Below are 19,601 nucleotides of genomic sequence, written 5' to 3' on the forward strand. Positions count from 1 at the left end.
GTTACCGAACGCGGCACTTGGCCAGAGGCAGATCAGGAACTTTCCCGCACCATCAGTTCGAAGCCGAGGTCCTGCTGGGCGTTCGCCACCCGCTTGCCATCCAGCAACGCCAGCAGCGCCTGTGCCGCACCGCGTCCCACGGCGGCCCTGGGCGTGCGAATCGAGGTCAGCCGCGGCACCATGTGCGCCGAAGCCGGCAGGTCGTTGAAACCGACCATCGCCACCTGACCGGGTACTTCGACCCCCTGGCGCAATGCCTGCAGCACCGCGCCCTGGGCCAGGTCGTCGTTGCAGAAGAAGATGCCGTCGACATCCGGCGCCTGTTGCAGCAACTGGCTGAACAGCGCGCTACCGAGGGCGATGGAAGACGGTTCCGGCGCCAGCACCTCCAGCTCGGCCGCCTGCAAGCCGGCCTCGGCCAGCGCCTGGCGGAAGCCCTCGGCGCGCTGCATCACCCGTGGGTCGAGCTGCGCAGCAATGAACGCCAGGCGCTTGCGCCCGCGCTCGATCAAATGGCGCGCCGCAGCGCGGCCGGCCTGCTGCTGGGAAAAACCGACCGACAAAGCCCCGGCATCGCCGTTCAGTTCCATCATGTGCACACAAGGCACACCGCTGGCCGCCAGCATCTGCCGCGACGCCTCGCTGCGCTCGAAACCGGTCAGCAACATGCCGCAAGGCTGGTAGGCCAGGTAATTGCGGATCAGGTTTTCTTCCTCGGCCAAGTCATAGTGGTAGTTGCCGATCAGCACCTCCAAGCCACGCGGGCGCATGACATCGTGGATGGCTTCCAGGGTGTCGATGAACAGCTGGTTGGACAACGACGGGATCAATACCACTACTGACTGGCTGCGGGCCGAGGCCAGGGCACGGGCTGCCGGGTTCGCCACATAGCCCAGGCTCGCCGCTGCGGCAAGGACCTTTTCCACCAGCTCCGGGGCAACCGTGCTGACACCACGCAGGGCGCGCGATGCGGTAATCGGGGAAACCCCGGAATGCCTGGCAACTTCTGCCAGAGTAGGACGACCTGTGGTACGGGAGCCGGTGCGGGACATGAATGTTGTAATTTTACTACTTGCAAGGAAGGGGAACGGCCACTAAGGTAGCGCTGTCTCAGGATGCAGGCAATGTAATCTTTGGTCGCAGCCATCATCGGCTCGCCGCCAGGCGTCCATACTGCGTAAGGACAAGATCAATAACACCGGGGAGGTGACTGTTCGTCGACGACGAGACAGCGCTATCTCACCCGCAGGAGGTACTGATGAATTCTCCCCTGTCTGCCATCGTGGTGATGGGCGTGGCCGGTTGCGGCAAAAGCTGCATCGGTGCTGCCATCGCCGCCCGAAGCGGTGGCCGCCTGATCGAAGGCGACGCTTTCCACCCTGCCGAAAATATCCGCAAGATGAGCGCTGGCATTCCCCTGGACGACAGTGACCGTGCCGGCTGGCTGGTGCGCCTCGGCCAGGAACTGCAGGCGACCACCCAGGCGGGCGAGCGGCCGATCCTGACCTGCTCGGCGCTCAAGCGCCGCTACCGCGAAACCCTGCGCCAGGCCATGCCCGGGCTGGTGTTCGTGTTCCTCGAACTGTCGCCCGCCGAGGCGGAAAAACGCGTGCTGGCCCGCCCTGGGCATTTCATGCCGGCAAGCCTCATCGACAGCCAGTTCGCCGCCCTCGAATCGCCCCGTGGCGAACCCCTGACCCTGGCACTTGACGCAACCCAGCCCGTCGATGCCCTTGCCGAGGCGGTGGACAGCTGGCTAAAGCAGCGCGGTGAGCGGAGCCTGGCACAAACCGCCTGACCCGGCGGCTTCATCGGCCTGGCAAAGACAGCGCTACCCGACCCGTACCTGCGGGCAAAGTTTCAAACATCTACGCCAAAACAACGATAATACCGAGGCCTTCAAACCATGTTCGGACTGGCTACTGATACCTTCCTGCTGCTCGACGCGCTGGTTACCATCGTCGGGCTGATCCTGCTGATTACCCACTTCAAGGTCCACCCCTTCGTCGCCCTGACCCTCGCGGCCGGCTTCCTTGGCCTGACCTCCGGCATGCCGGTGGCCAAGGTGATGAAATCGTTCCAGGACGGTTTTGGTGGCGTGCTGGGCTTCGTCGGCATCGTGCTCGCCCTGGGCACCATGCTTGGCAAGCTGATGGCCGACTCCGGCGGCGCCGACCAGATCGCGCAAACGCTGATTCGCGCCTTCGGCAAGAAGAACGTGCACTGGGCCATGATGTTCGCCGCCTTCCTGGTGGGCATCCCGCTGTTCTTCGAGATCGGCTTCGTGCTGCTGATCCCGCTGGTGTTCATCGTTGCCCGGCGCTCCGGGGTGTCGCTGATCAAGATCGGCATTCCGCTGCTGGCCGGCCTGTCGGTGGTGCACGGCCTGGTCCCGCCGCACCCGGGCCCGCTGCTGGCCATCGGCATCTTCCATGCCGACATCGGCAAGACCATCTTCTATGGCCTGATCGTGGCCCTGCCGACCGCCATCATCGCCGGCCCGCTGTTCGGTAACTTCATCGCCCGCTACATCCCGGGCAGCCCGTCGCAGGAACTGATGGACCAGATCGCCAAGGAATCCGACCAGGGCAACCTGCCGAGCTTCACCATCACCCTGGTCACCGTGCTGCTGCCCGTGGTACTGATGCTGCTGAAGACCTTCGCCGACGTGGTGCTGCCTGCCGAGCACATCGTGCGCCAGTGGATGGACCTGATCGGCCACCCCATCACCGCCCTGCTCGCAGCCCTGCTGCTGGCCTTCTATACCTTCGGCGCGGCCCGTGGCTTCAACCGCCAGCAGATCATGAAGATGCTCGACCAGAGCCTGGCACCAACCGCCGCGATCGTGCTGATCGTCGGTGCCGGCGGTGGTTTCAAGCAGATGCTGGTCGATACCGGCGTGGGCAACGTGATCGGGCAGATGGCCGTGCAGGCCGAGATTTCGCCGATCCTGCTGGCCTGGCTGGTGGCTGCGGTAATCCGCATCGCTACTGGTTCTGCCACGGTCGCCACCATCACTGGCGCCGGTATCGTTGCGCCAGTGATCGACCTGGTGCCGGGGGTGAACCGTGAGTTGCTGGTGCTGGCCACCGGTGCCGGCTCGCTGATCCTGTCGCATGTCAATGACGCCGGCTTCTGGCTGGTGAAGCAGTACTTCAACATGACCGTGGCGGAAACCTTCAAGACCTGGAGCATGATGGAGACCATCCTGTCGATCGTCGGCATCATCTTCATCCTGTTGCTGTCACTGGTGGTGTAACCGTTGATCGGGGTAATGGCACCCTGACGTTTCGGGTAGGGCCGAAAGGAAGTATCAGCCCTACCCGAAGCAAAGGAGCCTGCCATGCACCGTCCAAGCATCCTGCTGATCGCCCTGCTCGCTACGCCGCTGGCCCTGGCGGCCGGTACCGGCCCCACCTACCCCGACGACCCGCACAACCCGGCCCCGAAACCGGGCGTGGACAGCACCCTCAACCCGATCGAGAAGCCCATGCCACGGGACACCGACCCGCGCATCAAGGGCAACGACCCCGACAGCCCGCCGGCGAAGCAGAACGACAACCGCGACTTGCCGGGAATGGATGGCAGTGGCTCGGAAGGCACCGGGCGCCAGGGCACCGGCGACAGTCAGCGTTGAGACGCCGATTTGCCAGCTGCCTCAGGTTGCAGTGGCCGCGCTGAACCCGGCTAATGCACCCAGGCGCCGGCGCCCTGTCTGCATGCAGCGGGGCGCCCTGGCACGCGGCCTGGCAGCCGCGCCATGGCCGCCGTCGATGATTCATCGGCAGATATCATTCAGCGTGATAATAACCTTCGTCTCGTTCGATTCGTGCCTCGCGCGCAAGACACTCACACTCCGCCCACTACTAATACATTGGCGGAGTTCTCCATGGAACAATCACTCAAACCCTTGCGCTTTCCCCTCGCTGCCCTGGCAGTGGTGGTGATCAGCGCTTGCGGCCGAACCCCCGACGCTGTGCAGGCTCCCACCGCGCCGAAGGTCAGTGTGGCCAAGGTGATCGAGCAACCGATCAACGAATGGGACGAGTTCACCGGCCGCCTCGAGGCCCCGGAAACCGTCGAAGTACGCCCGCGGGTGTCCGGCCAGATCGACCTGGTGGCATTCACCGAAGGCGCCCAGGTCAAGAAAGGCGACCTGCTGTTCCAGATCGACCCACGCCCGTTCCAGGCCGAGGTCCGCCGCCTCGAAGCGCAACTGCAGCAGGCCAAGGCCACTGCCATCCGCAGTGCCAACGAAGCGCGCCGCGGCGAGCGCCTGCGGGACAGCAACGCCATCTCCGCGGAGCTTGCCGAATCGCGCAGCAGCGCCGCCGCCGAAGCCCGCGCCGGGGTTGATGCGATCCAGGCCCAGCTTGACCTGGCGCGCCTCAACCTCAGCTTCACCCGCGTCACCGCGCCCATCAGCGGCCGGGTCAGCCGTGCCCAGTTCACTGCCGGCAACATCGTCACTGCCGATGTCACCCCGCTGACCAGCGTGGTGTCTACCGACAAGGTCTACGCCTACTTCGACGCCGACGAGCGCGTGTACCTCAAGTACACCCAGCTGGCCCGCGAAGGCCAGCGTGGCCAGAGCACCCCGGTATACCTGGGCCTGACCAACGAAACCGGCAACCCGCACCTGGGCCAGATGAACTTCGTCGACAACCAGGTCAACCCGCGCACCGGCACCATCCGTGGTCGCGCAGTGTTCGACAACAGCGACGGCCAGTTCACCCCGGGCCTGTACGCGCGCCTGAAGCTGGTCGGCAGCGCCCAGTACCAAGCCGTGCTGATCAATGACGAAGCCGTGGGCACCGACCTTGGCAAGAAGTTCGTGCTGGTGATGGACAAGGACAACAAGGCCGCCTACCGCGCCGTGGAGCTGGGGCCGAAGCTGGAAGGCCTGCGCATCGTGCGCAGCGGCCTGGGCAAGGACGACCGTATCGTGGTCAAGGGCCTGCAGCGCGTCCGCCCAGGTTCGCCGGTCACCCCGGAAGAGACCCCGATGGCCAGCGAACAGACCCTCGCCGCCCTCGCCCAGCAGCGCCAGGCACTGGAGGCCAGCAACCCGACGCCGAAGGTGGCGGGCAACAACGTGAAAGTCGCCAGCGCCCCGGCGCCACGCGGTTAAGGGACCACACCGATGAACTTCTCGAAATTCTTCATTACCCGGCCGATCTTCGCCGCGGTGCTGTCGCTGGTGCTGCTGATCGCAGGCTCGATCTCGCTGTTCCAGCTGCCGATCAGTGAATACCCCGAAGTCGTGCCGCCGACCGTGGTGGTACGTGCCAACTTCCCCGGCGCCAACCCCAAGGTCATCGGCGAAACCGTCGCGGCACCGCTGGAGCAGGCCATCACCGGCGTGGAGAACATGCTGTACATGTCTTCCCAGTCCACCGCTGACGGCAAACTGACGCTGACCATCACCTTCGCCCTGGGCACCGACCTGGACAATGCCCAGGTGCAGGTACAGAACCGTGTCACCCGTACCCAGCCCAAGCTGCCCGAGGAAGTGACCCGCATCGGCATCACCGTCGACAAGGCCTCGCCCGACCTGACCATGGTCGTGCACCTGACCTCGCCGGACAACCGCTACGACATGCTCTACCTGTCCAACTACGCCATCCTCAACATCAAGGATGAGCTGGCGCGCCTGGGCGGCGTGGGCGACGTGCAACTGTTCGGCATGGGTGACTACTCGCTGCGCGTGTGGCTCGACCCGAACAAGACCGCTTCACGCAACCTCACGGCCAGCGACGTAGTGGCAGCGATCCGCGAGCAGAACCGCCAGGTGGCTGCTGGCCAGCTGGGCGCGCCGCCCGCCCCGGGTGCGACCAGCTTCCAGCTGTCGATCAACACCCAGGGCCGCCTGGTCAACGAGGAAGAGTTCGAGAACATCATCATCCGCGCCGGCGCCGATGGCGAAATCACCCGCCTGAAGGACATCGCCCGGGTTGAGCTCGGCTCCAGCCAGTACGCCTTGCGTTCGCTGCTGAACAACCAGCCGGCGGTGGCCATCCCGATCTTCCAGCGCCCAGGCTCCAATGCCATCGAGATTTCCGACGAAGTGCGGGCAAAAATGGCCGAGCTGAAAAAGGACTTCCCCGAAGGCATGGACTACAGCATCGTCTATGACCCGACCGTGTTCGTCCGTGGCTCGATCGAAGCGGTGGTGCACACCCTGTTCGAAGCGCTGGTGCTGGTGGTACTGGTGGTGATCCTGTTCCTGCAGACCTGGCGCGCCTCGATCATCCCGCTGCTGGCCGTGCCGGTCTCGCTGATCGGTACCTTCGCGGTCATGCACCTGTTCGGCTTCTCGCTCAACGCGCTGTCATTGTTCGGCCTGGTCCTGGCCATCGGTATCGTGGTCGACGACGCCATCGTGGTGGTGGAAAACGTCGAGCGCAACATCGGCCTGGGCCTGAAACCGCTGGATGCCACGCAAAAGGCCATGAGCGAGGTGACCGGCCCGATCATCGCCACCGCCCTGGTCCTGTGCGCCGTGTTCGTGCCTGCCGCGTTCATTTCCGGCCTGACCGGGCAGTTCTACAAGCAGTTCGCCCTGACCATCGCGATTTCCACGGTGATTTCGGCCTTCAACTCGCTGACCCTGTCGCCGGCCCTGGCAGCCGTGCTGCTCAAGGACCACCATGCGCCCAAGGACCGTTTCTCGCGGTTCCTGGAAAAGCTGCTGGGCAGCTGGCTGTTCGCGCCGTTCAACCGCTTCTTCGACCGGGCTTCCAACCGCTACGTCGGTGGCGTGCGCCGGGTCATCCGCTCCAGCGGTATCGCCCTGTTCGTGTATGCCGGCCTGATGGGCCTGACCTACCTGGGCTTCTCGTCCACCCCGACCGGTTTCGTGCCGGCGCAGGACAAGCAGTACCTGGTAGCGTTCGCCCAATTGCCTGACGCGGCCAGCCTCGACCGCACCGAGGCGGTGATCAAGCGCATGAGCGAGATCGCCCTGAAGCAACCTGGCGTAGCCGACTCGGTAGCCTTCCCTGGCCTGTCGATCAACGGCTTCACCAACAGCCCCAACAGCGGCATCGTGTTCACCCCGCTCAAGCCGTTTGACGAGCGCAAGGACCCGAGCCAGTCGGCCGCCGCGATCGCCGCCGCGCTGAATGCCCAGTTCGCCGATATCCAGGACGCCTACATCGCGATCTTCCCGCCACCACCGGTGCAAGGCCTGGGCACCATTGGCGGCTTCCGCCTGCAGATCGAGGACCGCGGCAACCTGGGCTACGAAGCGCTGTACAAGGAAACCCAGAACATCATCGCCAAGAGCCGCAACGTACCGGAGCTGGCGGGCCTGTTCACCAGCTACCAGGTCAACGTGCCGCAGGTGGATGCCGCCATCGACCGGGAAAAGGCCAAGACCCACGGCGTAGCCATCACCGACATCTTCGACACCCTGCAGGTCTACCTGGGCTCGCTGTACACCAACGACTTCAACCGCTTTGGCCGCACCTACCAGGTCAACGTCCAGGCTGAGCAGCAGTTCCGCCTCGACGCCGAACAGATCGGCCAACTGAAGGTACGCAACAACCTCGGCGAGATGATCCCGCTGGCGACCTTCCTCAAGGTCAGCGACACCTCCGGGCCGGACCGGGTCATGCACTACAACGGCTTCATCACCGCAGAAATCAACGGTGCTGCGGCCCCGGGCTACAGCTCTGGCCAGGCGGAAGCGGCGATGGAAAAGCTGCTGAAAGCGGAATTGCCCAACGGCATGACCTTCGAGTGGACCGACCTGACCTACCAGCAGATCCTGGCGGGCAACACCGCGCTGTTCGTCTTCCCGCTGTGCGTGCTGCTGGCGTTCCTGGTGCTGGCCGCCCAGTACGAAAGCTGGAGCCTGCCGCTGGCGGTGATCCTGATCGTGCCGATGACCCTGCTGTCGGCGATTACCGGGGTGATCATTTCCGGCGGTGACAACAACATCTTCACCCAGATCGGCCTGATCGTACTGGTCGGCCTGGCGTGCAAGAACGCGATCCTGATCGTCGAGTTCGCCAAGGACAAGCAGGCCGAGGGCCTCGATCCGCTGGCCGCGGTGCTGGAAGCCTGCCGCTTGCGCCTGCGGCCGATCCTGATGACCTCGATTGCCTTCATCATGGGTGTGGTACCGCTGGTGTTCTCCTCCGGTGCCGGCTCGGAAATGCGCCATGCCATGGGTGTGGCGGTGTTCTCGGGGATGATCGGCGTGACCGTGTTCGGCCTGTTCCTGACCCCGGTGTTCTTCTTCCTGATCCGCCGTTTTGTCGAACGCCGCCAGGCCCGCAAGGCCGAACGCGTGCACTCGCTGGAGAGCCATGCATGAACCTGCTCAAACCCTTGACCCCGAGCCTGCTGGCGCTGGCCCTGGCGGCCTGCGCGGTAGGCCCGGACTACCAGGCACCGGCCACCGAACCCGCGCAGCTGAGCAGCGACGTACAGGCCAAGGCCTACGACCGTAGCCGCTTCGAAAGCCTGTGGTGGAAGCAGTTCGACGACCCGGTACTGAACCAGTTGGTGCAGGCTTCGCTGGACGGCAACCGTGACCTGCGCGTGGCCTTCGCCCGGCTGAAATCGGCCCGCTCGATCCGTGAAGACGCCGAGAATGATCAGTTCCCGGTAGTCACCAGCCGCGCCAGCAGCGATATCGGCAAGGGCCAGATCCCCGGCCAGACCACGCAACGGGTGAACAGCGAGCGCTACGACCTGGGCCTGGACATGGCCTGGGAGCTTGACCTGTTCGGCCGCATCCAGCGCCAGATCGAGGCCAGCGAAGCCCAGGAAGCGGTGGCTGCAGCCGACCTGCAGCAGTTGCAGGTCAGCCTGATCGCCGAGCTGGTCGATGCCTACGGCCAGCTGCGCGGCGCGCAGTTGCGCGAGAAAATTGCCCTGGCCAACCTCAAGACCCAACAGGAATCGCGGGCCATCACTGAAACCCTGCGTGACGCCGGGGTCGGCAATGACCTCGACGTGGTGCGTGCCGACGCGCGCCTGGCCGGGGTCGAGGCGACGGTGCCGCAACTGCAGGCGGAACAGGCCCGCGCCCGGCACCGTATCGCCACCTTGCTTGGCCAACGCCCCGAAGCGCTCAGCGTCGACCTGTCGCCCAAGGCCTTGCCGGCGATCGCCAAGGCTCTGCCGGTGGGAGACCCGGCAGAACTGCTGCGTCGTCGCCCGGACATCCGTAGCGCCGAGCGCCAGTTGGCGGCGGCCACGGCCAATGTCGGCGTAGCCACGGCCGACCTGTTCCCCCGCGTCAGTCTCAGCGGCTTCCTAGGCTTTACTGCCGCCCGCGGCTCGCAGATCGGTTCTTCGGCGGCCAACGCCTGGGCACTGGGCCCGAGCATCACCTGGGCCGCCTTCGACCTGGGCAGCGTGCGGGCCCGCCTGCGCGGTGCCAAGGCCGATGCCGAAGGGGCGCTGGCCAACTATGAACAGCAAGTGTTGCTGGCCCTGGAAGAATCGGCCAACGCCTTCAGCGATTACGACAAGACCCAGCAGCGGCTGTTGTCGCTGATGCGCCAGAGCGATGCCAGCCGCAAGGCAGCGGAGCTGGCTTCGATTCGTTACCGCGAAGGTACGGTGGATTACCTGGTGCTGCTCGATGCCGAGCGTGAGCGGCTCAGTGCGGAAGATGCGCAAGCCCAGGGCGAGGTCGAGCTGTACCGCGGCATCGTCTCGATCTACAAGGCCCTGGGCGGCGGCTGGCAACCGGAGACCGTCGCCAGCGCCCGCTGATTCGACCTGTTTCAACGACTCCTTTGGTTGGCACCTCCCCCAACCGTTTGCCCCGCAGGCGAAGGCCCGCGGGGCTTTTTTATGGTCCGGGAGGTATATCGGGCGCGGGGTGTACGCCATGGAATGTGCGTTGCCTGTGAGGCCGAGCGCCGCCCCACCGCAAAACCCAAGCCAGACACTTGCCTCTCCCCACCCGGTTGCATTTACCCCTCACCTGCCCCAAGCTCTGCCCTTCCCGCCGCCACGGATCGTCCGATGCCCAGACGCAACCGCTACCTGATCGCCCTGCTGCTGTTGATCCTGGTATCGGCCCTGTTCGGCTACCTGTGGCGCGACGACCAGCCAACCCCGCCAACCTTGCCTGCACACAGCTATGCCAAGGCCTTGCGCCAGGCCCACGAAGGCCAGCCCGGCGCTGCGCGGGTGCTGTACCAGCAACTGCAACGCAACGATCTGCCTGCGGTTCGACGTGCCGCCTTGTACGCCGAATTGCCCAACTATCCTTCGCCGCAGGCATTGAAACTTGCCCGCCAGGACCTCGAACACGGCGACCCGCTGGTACGGCGAGCGGCCATTGCCAGCATCCGCCGCCTGCTGCCAGCGGCGCAGCGCAGCCTGGTGCTCGGCCCGCTGCTGGACGACGACGAGCAAAGCGTGCGCTTTGCCACCGTGGATGCCCTGCTGGGCCTCGACCCGGACGCCATCGGCCTGTATTTCGGCCCCTTGCAGACCGCCCTCGAACAGTATCAACAGGCCCTTGAGGAACAACCCGAGGATGCCGACGCCCAAGTACACCTGGCGCGCCTGTACCTGCACGAAAACGATTACCCGCGCGCCGCCACCGCCCTGCAGCGCGCCCTCGCGGTCGCCCCCGGCAACCTCGACGCATTGGCGACCCAGGTCCGCCTGCTGGAACGCCAGGGCCATCACGATGCCTCGCGGCAGGTCCTGGCCAAGGCCTTGGCACTGAGCCCCGACTCGGCATTCCTGCAGTACGAGCTAGGCCTCTGGCTCAACCGCCATGAACAGCGCGAATACGCCCTGCTGGCCTTGTCCCGTGCTGTCGAGCTGGACCCGGACAACACCGACTACCGCTACACCCTGGCGGTGACCCTGCATGAGCTGGAGCAGTACGACGCGGCGCAAAAACAGCTGGAAGCCGTAATCAACCGGCAACCTGCCAATCGCCGCGCGCGGGTGTTGCTGATCCAGTACTGGAAAGAAACCGGCCAGTTGCAGAACGTGCAGGTGCTGCTGGCGGAGCTGGAGCAGCAGAACCCGGACGACCCGGTGTTGCAACAGGGCCTGTAGGGCAAGTTGCAACTGGGTTGAACCCGGAGGCCGTGGCCAGGGTCCAGTGGATATCGGACCACCCTTACGGGAGAAACGTTTTGGCCAGTTCGTTGGCGTTGGACGAACGTGCCTTGATCCTGGCGCCGTCGTCCTTAGCTACCGATGTCGCTCGGCAGCTGGCTGGCGCCGGTATCGATAGCCTGTGCGCACTCGACCTGGCCCAACTGCAGGCTGGCCTGGCGGAAGGCGCAGGCCTGGCGTTGATTGCCGAGCAGGTCTTCGATCCAGGCCCGAGCCCCTTGCTGCAGGCGTTCCTCGACCAGCAACCCAACTGGTCGGACCTGCCCATTGTGCTGCTCACCCAGGGCGCTCATGGCGTCACGCCTGCGTGTCACCTTCCGCAGGGCAATCTGATACGGCTGGCGGTACCGTTCGAACACGCCCAACTGCTGCAGATGGCCCAATCCGCACTGCGCAACCGACACCGGCAATACCGGGTGCGCGACCAGCTGCTTGATCTGCAGCTACGCTTGCAAGCTCAGGGCATACCCGGCGAGGCCCGGGAGCGTGACGAGTTCGCCCGCTACCAGGCGCGTAAAATGGAAGCCATCGGCCAGCTCGCCGGTGGAGTCGCACATGATTTCAACAACCTGCTCACCAGCATCGGCGGCAGTTTCGAACTGATCGACCGGCGCCTGCAGCAGGGCCGCAGCGACGGCCTGGGCAGCATGCTGCGCATGGGCCGCGAGGCGGTGTCACGCGCGGCCCAACTGACCCATCGGCTACTGGCCTTCTCCTCGCGGCAATCACTGCATAGCCAGCGTATCGACCTGCATGACCTGCTGCAGGCGAAGCGCCTGATGGCGTGCGTGAACCCGGCCGTAAGCCTGCAAGTGGATATTGCCCAGGGCTTATGGCCTGTCGAAGCCGATGGCGCGCAATTACAGGAAGCCCTCGACAACCTGCTGCTCAATGCTTGCGAAGCCATGCCCAGTGGCGGTCATTTGCGCATCGAGGCGAGTAACCAGTCGATTGCTGCCGGGCATCCCATGGACGGTGCCTTGTGTGCCGGTGACTATGTGTGCTTGCGTATCATCGATGACGGCCAGGGCATGGCGCAGAGCACGCTGGAGCACGCGTTCGAGCCGTTCTTCAGTACCAAGGCGATCGGCCAGGGCATCGGCCTCGGCCTGTCGATGGTGTACGGTTTCAGCAAGCAGTCCCGCGGCCATGTCACCCTGCATAGCCAGATCGGCCGAGGGACCCAGGTGGAGCTGTACCTGCCGCGCCACCTGGGCCAGGCCCAGGCATCGAACGAGCCGATGCCAGCCGTGCAGCATGGCGGTGGCCGTCACGTGCTGGTGGTCGAAGATGACCCGGATGTGCGCCAATTGCTGTGCCAGGCCCTGTGCGAAGATGGCTTCGCCTGCCACAGTGCCGCCGATGCCAGTCACGGCCTGAAGGTGCTGCGCTCGAGCCAACCCATTGACCTGCTGCTCACGGATATAGGCTTGCCCGGCATGAACGGCCGGCAGTTGGCCGAGATTGCCCGCAACCTGCGCCCGCGCTTGCCGGTACTGTTCATTACCGGTTACGCGGAAACAGCCATGGCCCGCGACGGCTTCCTGGCGGCTGGCATGCACTTGATGGGCAAGCCGTTCGAGCTGCAGCAACTGCAGGCGCTGGTGAGCCAGATCCTCGGCCGGCCCTGAACAGTTCACTCGTCGAGCAGGCGCATTGCCTCGTCCGCAAGGTCCGCCAGCGGGAACGGCTTGTTCATCAATGCGGTGCCGGGCTGTTCAAGCAACTGCGGCTCGATCCGCTGGTCCGCATAGCCAGTGATGAACAGGATCCTCTGACGCGGAAGCTGCATGCGCATGGCCTTGGCCACTTGTCGGCCACTGAAACCACCCGGCAGGCCGATGTCGGTGATCACCAGGTCGAACGGGCCATCATGGCGGAAGCGCTCCAGCGCGGTATTGGCGTCGCCAGCTTCGGTGATGTCGAAACCACGCTCGGCCAGGTACTCGCGCATGACCGCGCGCAAACCCAGCTCGTCATCAACCAGGAGCAGGCGCTCGCCGCGTGACATGCGTTGTGCGCGCTCTACCACCCGAGGCGCCTCGGGAATCGGCTCACGGCACCTTGGAAACAGCATGGAGACCCGGGTGCCCTGGTTCGGCGCCGACTCGATCCAGGCATAGCCCCCCGACTGGCCAACGAAGCCATATACCATCGACAAGCCAAGCCCGGACCCACGCCCGATGGGTTTGGTAGTGAAGAACGGCTCAAAGGCCCTGGCAATGTCCGCTGCCGCCATGCCATGACCATCATCCTCGACATGCAAGGCGACATAGTCGCCTGGCGGTAAACCCTTTTCGTCAGGGAACCAGGCCGTCAGACGCTTGTTGACGCTACGCACGGTGACATTGCCCCGCTCCAGACAGGCTTCGCGCGCATTGGTGCAGAGGTTGATCAAGGCATTTTCGAGCTGGACGCTATCGAGGCATACCGCCCACGGGGTGACATCCAGCTGCCAGTGCAGGCACATCTCTGCGCCCAGGGCCCTGAGCAGCAGCGGCTCACTCAAGCGCAGCTGCCGGTTGAAATCCAGCGGCTTCGGCGCCAGCGGCTGATGGCGTGAAAAGGCCAGCAGGCGATGGGTCAGCTCCATGGCACGCTGCACCGAATCGCGCGCCACTTCCACATACGCCTCGACCCGTTCCAGGCGCCCTTCCTGGAAGCGGCGCTGCAACAGTTCCAGACTACCGCCGATACCGGACAGCAAATTGTTCATTTCATGGCCCATGCCCCCGGCCAACTGGCCAACCACCTCCAGGCGCTGGTGGTTGCGCATCAGTGCTTCGGATTGACGAGCGGCTTCCTCACGGTCTTCGGTGATATCCCGGCCGACCGCAGTCAGCAGGCTGCCATCGAAACGCGCGCTCCAGCGAAACCAGTGATAATGGCCGTCGCGGTGGCGCAGGCGGGTCTCGATCTGCTCGCTGTTGCGGTACTGCAGGAAGCCGCTGACGGCCACCTGCACCTCTGCCCGGTCGGCCGGATGCACCAGGTCCAGCACCAGCGCATCGCGCACTTGCTCCTCGCTCCAGCCCAGGATGCGGTACCAGGCGGGGTTGGCGGCGCACATCCTCAGTTCGGGGGTCACGGTCATCATCGCGTCACGCGACAGTTGCCAGAATTGCTCGCGTTCAGCCACATGCCGTTCGATCTGCAATTCGAAACTGCGTGCCTGTTCGCGCCAATGACGGTGGGCCTCGACGTCGGCGGCAGTCTCGATCACGGTGTGCAGGAACCCCGCCACGCTGCCCAGTTCATCGTGCAACGGGGCATAGCCGAACGCACACCAAAGTGCCTCGGCACCGGCATTGCGGGCAATACGCAGCGGAGGGTCCTCGACAAAACTCGAGCGCCCCTCCAGGGCCTTGAACACCCAGGGCCCCATGTGCGGCCAGACGTCGCTCCACAATGCATCGAAGGCCATGCCCAACGCATCCGGGGCAACAGGCCGCAGCGTCCGATAGGCATCATTGTGGACCACGTTGAGATCCGGCCCCCAGACCACGGCACACGGGAACGGTGACACATGCATCATGTCGACGGCGATACGCAGCGATGCCGGCCAGCGCGGCCAGGGCCCAAGCGCAGTACGCCCCCAATCGAACTGCGAAATCCGCTCGGCCATCGTTTCGGCCAACGGCGCAACAGGCGGTTGCAGGGTGACCTGCGACGCAGGTTCGTGCGGCGTAGCGTTTGCGACCAATTATTCTTACTCCCGCTGTGCTCAGGGCTGCACCATGGTTTTCGTTCAAGGTAGCACAGCGCGCACCAGCTGCTATGGCGTACGTGCACAGGACGGCTATGCTCATTAGGTTTCCCCTGGGCCAGGGAACAACGGCCCACTCAGGTTGCCGACGGGAGCGTGGTCATGAGCAAGAAAATGCTGGTGGTGCTGACCAATACGGCCAAGTATCCGACCCTCAAGCGGGCAACCGGATTGTGGCTGGGGGAAGCCGTGCACTTTGTCGAGAAAGTCGAAAGAGCCGGCTACAAGGTCGATTATGTCAGCCCGCTGGGCGGCTACGTCCCCGTCGACCCGCACAGCCTGCCAATGGCCCCCGACCTGGACTGGCAGTGGTATGACGACAAACGTTTCATGTCGCGCCTGGGCAGTACCTTGAGCCCTGGCCGGGTGAAGGCCACCGAGTACAGCGTCATCTACTACACCGGCGGCCATGGGGTGATGTACGACTTTGCCGATAACCAGCCGCTGCAGGAACTGGCGCGCCAGGTATATGAGAACGGCGGCATTGTCGCTGCAGTCTGCCATGGTGTTGTCGGCCTGCTGAACATCAAGCTCAGCGACCACAGCCTGTTGCTGAAGGAGCGCAAGGTAACCGGCTTCTCCAACACCGAGGAAAAGCTCGCCGAGCTGGACAAGGTGGTCCCGTTCCTGACGGAGAACGAGCTGGGTGCGCGCGGCGGCCACTACAGCAAGCATGAGGACCCGTGGATGCCCTACGTGGTAGCCGATGATCGGCTGATTACCGGGCAGAATCCGGCCTCCACCGCCCTGCTGGCCGAGAAGGTGTTGGCGAAACTGAAGCAGAGTTGAAGCTGACAACGGGCTTCGGCTTTTCTGTAAAGCTGCAACACTTGTCGCCTACAGCCGGCCTGTCATCAAGCACATAGGATCGATGCTGACCTGTTCACCCCGAACAGCAAGGGTCAACGGAGCGGCACGCCTATGGCAACTATCATGATTCACACTATCAATTGGCGAAAACTGTTGCTGATTCTGGCCATCGGCGTCATACCCGTGCTATCCGGGTTGCTGATGATGGATTATCAACTGGAAAGGAAACTTGAAGAGAACGCCCAGATTTCCGTTCAGGAGGCGGTTTTCAGTATCGACCAGGCATTGGGCCGCATGGAGGCCAGCCTGGAAACAATCCTGCCGCTGGCCGGCAAACCCTGTACCGTTGTGCTGGATGCGCTGGACCAGAGCGTCGCCAGCAGCCCGCACCTTCGTTCATTGGCGCTGACCCGCGGGCAACAAGCGTATTGTGCGACCGACATGGACCCGTTGGAGTATCTCTCTGCCTTCTCCGAGTCCGGACGGCAGGCGAAGCTGGCATTCGACGCCCCTTCGTCGCCCAACGCGGCGATTATCAAGATCCAGAAACCGCACAGCGATCCCGGTGTCATCGCAACCGCCTATGGTCGACTGTTGCGCGACGAACTGCGCGCCTTTCAGGACGGCCTGACCTTGCTGCTGGAATTCAACGACCAGTACATCTGGAGCGACGGCGACAGCCGCGACCCACAACGTCCTTCGCAAGTCGAATACAACCAGCGAGCAGTATCGGAAAAATATGGCTACGTGGTGATCGGAGGCTACGCCAAAGGGTATACCGCGCAGGAGTTCCGCCTTTCCCTGCATCAGGTACTCCCTTCGCTGGTACTGGTCGGGGTCGCCAGCATGTTCATTACATACCTGGGCCTGGCCAAAAACCGCAAGAGAAAGGCAGATACCGCCGCCATCGATCCATGACGGCGGTACCCCTCGAGCTATCAGTCGGTGCTCAGCACACCACGGCGTACCTGGTCACGTTCGATGGATTCGAACAGCGCCTTGAAGTTGCCCTCGCCGAAACCATCATCCCCCTTGCGCTGGATGAACTCGAAGAACACCGGGCCGAGCAGCGTTTCCGAGAAGATCTGCAACAGCAGGCGCTTGTCACCAGGTTGCGAGGCACCATCGAGCAAAATGCCCCGTGCCTTCAGTTCATCGACTGGCTCGCCATGGCCAGGCAGGCGCTCTTCGAGCATTTCGTAGTAGGTTTGCGGCGGTGCCGTCATGAAGCGCATGCCAAGGCCTTTCAGGGCATCCCAGGTCTTGAGCAGGTCATCGGTGAGGAAGGCCACGTGCTGGATGCCTTCGCCGTTGAACTGCATCAGGAACTCTTCGATCTGCCCGGCGCCCTTCGAAGACTCTTCGTTGAGGGGGATACGGATCATGCCATCCGGTGCGGTCATGGCCTTCGACGTCAGGCCGGTGTATTCGCCCTTGATGTCGAAGTAGCGAATCTCGCGGAAGTTGAACAGTTTCTCGTAGAAGCCGGCCCAGTACGCCATGCGCCCACGATAAACGTTGTGGGTGAGGTGATCGATGATCTTCAGGCCGGCACCCACCGGGTTACGGTCCACGCCTTCGATGAACTTGAAGTCGATATCGTAGATCGAGCTGCCCTCTTCGAAGCGGTCGATCAGGTACAACGGTGCTCCGCCGATACCCTTGATGGCCGGCAGGCGCAGCTCCATCGGGCCGGTTTCGATTTCCACTGGCTGGGCGCCCAGCTCCAGGGCACGGGCATAGGCCTCATGGGCGTTGCGCACGCGGAACGCCATGCCACACACCGATGGGCCATGTTCGGCGGCGAAGTACGAGGCGATGCTCTTGGGTTCGTTGTTCAGGATCAGGTTGATGCCGCCCTGGCGATACAGGTGCACATCCTTGGAACGGTGGGTAGCCACCTTGGTGAAGCCCAGCATCTGGAATACCGGCTCGAGTACGCCAGGCGCCGGCGAAGCCAGCTCGATGAATTCGAAGCCCATCAGGCCCATTGGATTGTCGAAGATATCAGCCATGTTCGTGTCCTCATCTGCAGCGAAAAATTAATGATTGCGTGGGATGTCGGACGGAAACGGCGGTGAGCAGGGGATTCCACGCACGCTGCGGGCGAGGAAGTCACCTATGATCAGCTTGAACCCATGATATGTCATATGGACCCATTCTCGGCGGGCTTGATCCTTCGGCATTGAAGGACCTTATTGTTGTATTCGTAAATCGATTCTACAGGGCGTAAATTGGTTTGTCGCGTTTTTAGTTGCTCACGCCTGCCGACAAACGGCTATCCTCTGGTTTTATTCTTGCAGATCAGCCAGCATGCCCCTTACAGCCAAACGCCGCGCCGGCCTGACCTGGCGCACCCTGCTGCCCTGGGTCGTCGGCGTGCTGCCGGTGGTGTGCGGCCTGGCCGTGATGAACTGGCAGATCGAACGCGAAATGCAGGCCAGCAGCCAAGCCACCACTCGCCAGGTGGTGGCGCATGTCGAACGTATTCTCGACAACCTGTCCAGTGCTGCCGACTCCCTGCTGCCGCTTGCCGGCAGCCCGTGCGAGCAGGTCAAACTCAGATTGCGCGCCGAGGTCACGCGCAACGCCTTCGTCCGCTCGACCAACCTGTTCCGGCATAACACCCTTTATTGCACCTCGTTGTTCGGCGACTTCGACGAGCCAGTCAACGCTGGCGACTATGCCGACGGCAAGCTGTGGCTGATGGATGGCAACTCGGTCACCCCGGGCCATCCACTGCTGGTCTATCGGGCCAGCGACAATGACCAGGGCGCGATCAGCACGGTCGATGGTGAGCACCTGCTCACGGCGCTGCGCCTGATCGGCCCCGACGAAACGCTGCAGATCCGCGTGGGCAATGCCTGGCTGGGCAAGGATGGCATCGTGCACAAGGGCCAGCCCCCCGCCGCCGCCAAGGCGAATGTGCAGGTGGGCTCGACGCGTTACCCGTTCAGCGTGCAGGGAGGTTATGGCAGCGACAGGCCAGGCCAGCTATGGCGCAGCCACTACCCCGCCCTGTTCGGCCTGCTGCTGGTGCTGGGTGCGGTGTCCGCCCTGGTATGCCGCTGGCAGATACGCCGCATCACCTCGCCCCGTGCCGAGCTGCGCCGGGCCCTGGAGGCCGACGAATTCCTGCCATTCTTCCAGCCGGTGGTGCGCAAGGGTGATTACCGTTGGGCCGGCGCCGAAGTGCTGATGCGCTGGAATCACCCGCAGGAAGGCCTGGTGCGGCCCGACCTGTTCATCCCCTACGCCGAACACAGTGGGCAGATCGTCGCCATGACCCGCGCGCTGATGACGCACACGGCCCACAGCCTGGCGCCGTATGCCGGGCTACTGGAAGACGGCTTTCATATCGGCATCAACATCACCGCCGACCATTGCCGCGACTTTAGCCTGCTGGACGACTGCCGTACCTTCCTCCAGCATTTCCCACCTGGCCGGGTGGTGCTGACCCTGGAGCTGACCGAGCGCAAGTTGATCGAGGCTACGCCGGTGACCCTGGAACTGTTCGAGAAGCTGGACGCCATGGGCGTGAAAATCGCCCTCGACGACTTCGGTACCGGCCAGTCCAGCCTCAACTACCTGCGCCAGTTCAAGGTCGACTACCTGAAGATCGACCAGAGTTTCGTCGCCATGATCGGCGGTGACGCGCTGTCGGTGCACATCCTCGACACCATCATCGAGCTGTCGGCCAAGCTGGGCCTGGGGATTGTCGCCGAGGGGGTCGAGACCGAAGCCCAGCGCGACTACCTGGCCCATCATGATGTCGACTTCCAGCAGGGCTACCTGTACGCCAGGCCCATGCCGGCGGCGGCGTTCCTCGAAGCGTTGGCTGCACATGCGAGCGCATCGCGGTTGCCGCAAGCTGCGCCCCCTGAGATCATGCGCGGCTGATCCAGCCGCTCAACTC

13 protein-coding genes and 1 pseudogene are annotated in these 19,601 nt (G+C 63.9%); 11 read left to right on the top strand and 3 right to left on the bottom strand.

Annotated features, from left to right (window positions below; translation table 11 throughout):
• Window positions 1-32: 32 nt before the first annotated feature.
• The gene (locus ACJA3S_RS13895) at window positions 33-1,052 is read right to left on the bottom strand and encodes a LacI family DNA-binding transcriptional regulator (RefSeq protein ID WP_406818903.1); all 1,020 of its coding nucleotides are present in this window, start codon (window positions 1,050-1,052) and stop codon (window positions 33-35) included.
• A gap of 206 nt (window positions 1,053-1,258) precedes the next feature.
• On the opposite strand from ACJA3S_RS13895, the gene ACJA3S_RS13900 reads away from it, so the two are divergent.
• From ACJA3S_RS13900 to ACJA3S_RS13935, 8 genes are all read left to right on the top strand, one after another.
• The gene (locus ACJA3S_RS13900) at window positions 1,259-1,798 is read left to right on the top strand and encodes a gluconokinase (RefSeq protein ID WP_170030109.1); all 540 of its coding nucleotides are present in this window, start codon (window positions 1,259-1,261) and stop codon (window positions 1,796-1,798) included.
• A 108-nt stretch (window positions 1,799-1,906) separates the two neighbouring features.
• Window positions 1,907-3,259, top strand: coding sequence for a GntP family permease (locus tag ACJA3S_RS13905; protein ID WP_406818904.1), 1,353 nt, complete (start codon window positions 1,907-1,909; stop codon window positions 3,257-3,259).
• 84 nt (window positions 3,260-3,343) lie between these two features.
• Entirely contained in the window at window positions 3,344-3,637 is a 294-nt protein-coding gene (locus tag ACJA3S_RS13910) for a hypothetical protein (protein ID WP_170030111.1), read from the top strand.
• A gap of 252 nt (window positions 3,638-3,889) precedes the next feature.
• Window positions 3,890-5,131 (top strand): multidrug efflux RND transporter periplasmic adaptor subunit MexE, encoded by a 1,242-nt coding sequence (mexE, locus tag ACJA3S_RS13915; RefSeq protein ID WP_170030112.1) that lies wholly within the window; start codon window positions 3,890-3,892, stop codon window positions 5,129-5,131.
• Between the two features lie 12 nt (window positions 5,132-5,143).
• Window positions 5,144-8,323, top strand: a complete 3,180-nt coding sequence (locus ACJA3S_RS13920; RefSeq protein WP_406818905.1) for an efflux RND transporter permease subunit — start codon at window positions 5,144-5,146, stop codon at window positions 8,321-8,323.
• Window positions 8,320-9,735 (top strand): efflux transporter outer membrane subunit, encoded by a 1,416-nt coding sequence (locus tag ACJA3S_RS13925; protein WP_406818906.1) that lies wholly within the window; start codon window positions 8,320-8,322, stop codon window positions 9,733-9,735. The genes ACJA3S_RS13920 and ACJA3S_RS13925 overlap by 4 nt, the downstream gene beginning before the upstream one ends.
• A gap of 255 nt (window positions 9,736-9,990) precedes the next feature.
• A complete protein-coding gene (locus ACJA3S_RS13930) occupies window positions 9,991-11,046 on the top strand; it encodes a tetratricopeptide repeat protein (RefSeq protein WP_406818907.1) in 1,056 nt (351 codons plus the stop codon).
• 80 nt (window positions 11,047-11,126) lie between these two features.
• A complete protein-coding gene (locus tag ACJA3S_RS13935) occupies window positions 11,127-12,740 on the top strand; it encodes a response regulator (RefSeq protein ID WP_406818908.1) in 1,614 nt (537 codons plus the stop codon).
• A 5-nt stretch (window positions 12,741-12,745) separates the two neighbouring features.
• Here ACJA3S_RS13935 and ACJA3S_RS13940 read toward each other — a convergent pair.
• A pseudogene (locus tag ACJA3S_RS13940) lies at window positions 12,746-14,918 on the bottom strand (ATP-binding protein).
• 59 nt (window positions 14,919-14,977) lie between these two features.
• On the opposite strand from ACJA3S_RS13940, the gene ACJA3S_RS13945 reads away from it, so the two are divergent.
• Entirely contained in the window at window positions 14,978-15,664 is a 687-nt protein-coding gene (locus ACJA3S_RS13945; protein WP_406818909.1) for a type 1 glutamine amidotransferase domain-containing protein, read from the top strand.
• Between the two features lie 144 nt (window positions 15,665-15,808).
• On the top strand, window positions 15,809-16,603 hold the full coding sequence (locus tag ACJA3S_RS13950) for a CSS-motif domain-containing protein (protein WP_406818910.1): 795 nt from the start codon (window positions 15,809-15,811) through the stop codon (window positions 16,601-16,603).
• A 20-nt stretch (window positions 16,604-16,623) separates the two neighbouring features.
• Here the strand turns inward: ACJA3S_RS13950 and hppD are convergent, their stop codons facing one another.
• Window positions 16,624-17,700: a 4-hydroxyphenylpyruvate dioxygenase gene (hppD, locus tag ACJA3S_RS13955; RefSeq protein ID WP_186685793.1), complete on the bottom strand. Its 1,077-nt coding sequence runs from the start codon at window positions 17,698-17,700 to the stop codon at window positions 16,624-16,626.
• A 298-nt stretch (window positions 17,701-17,998) separates the two neighbouring features.
• On the opposite strand from hppD, the gene ACJA3S_RS13960 reads away from it, so the two are divergent.
• Window positions 17,999-19,585: an EAL domain-containing protein gene (locus ACJA3S_RS13960; protein ID WP_406818911.1), complete on the top strand. Its 1,587-nt coding sequence runs from the start codon at window positions 17,999-18,001 to the stop codon at window positions 19,583-19,585.
• Window positions 19,586-19,601: the final 16 nt, after the last annotated feature.

Origin of the sequence: Pseudomonas sp. KnCO4 (assembly GCF_045344305.1) — a bacterium.
Taxonomy (GTDB): Bacteria; Pseudomonadota; Gammaproteobacteria; order Pseudomonadales; family Pseudomonadaceae; genus Aquipseudomonas; species Aquipseudomonas anuradhapurensis.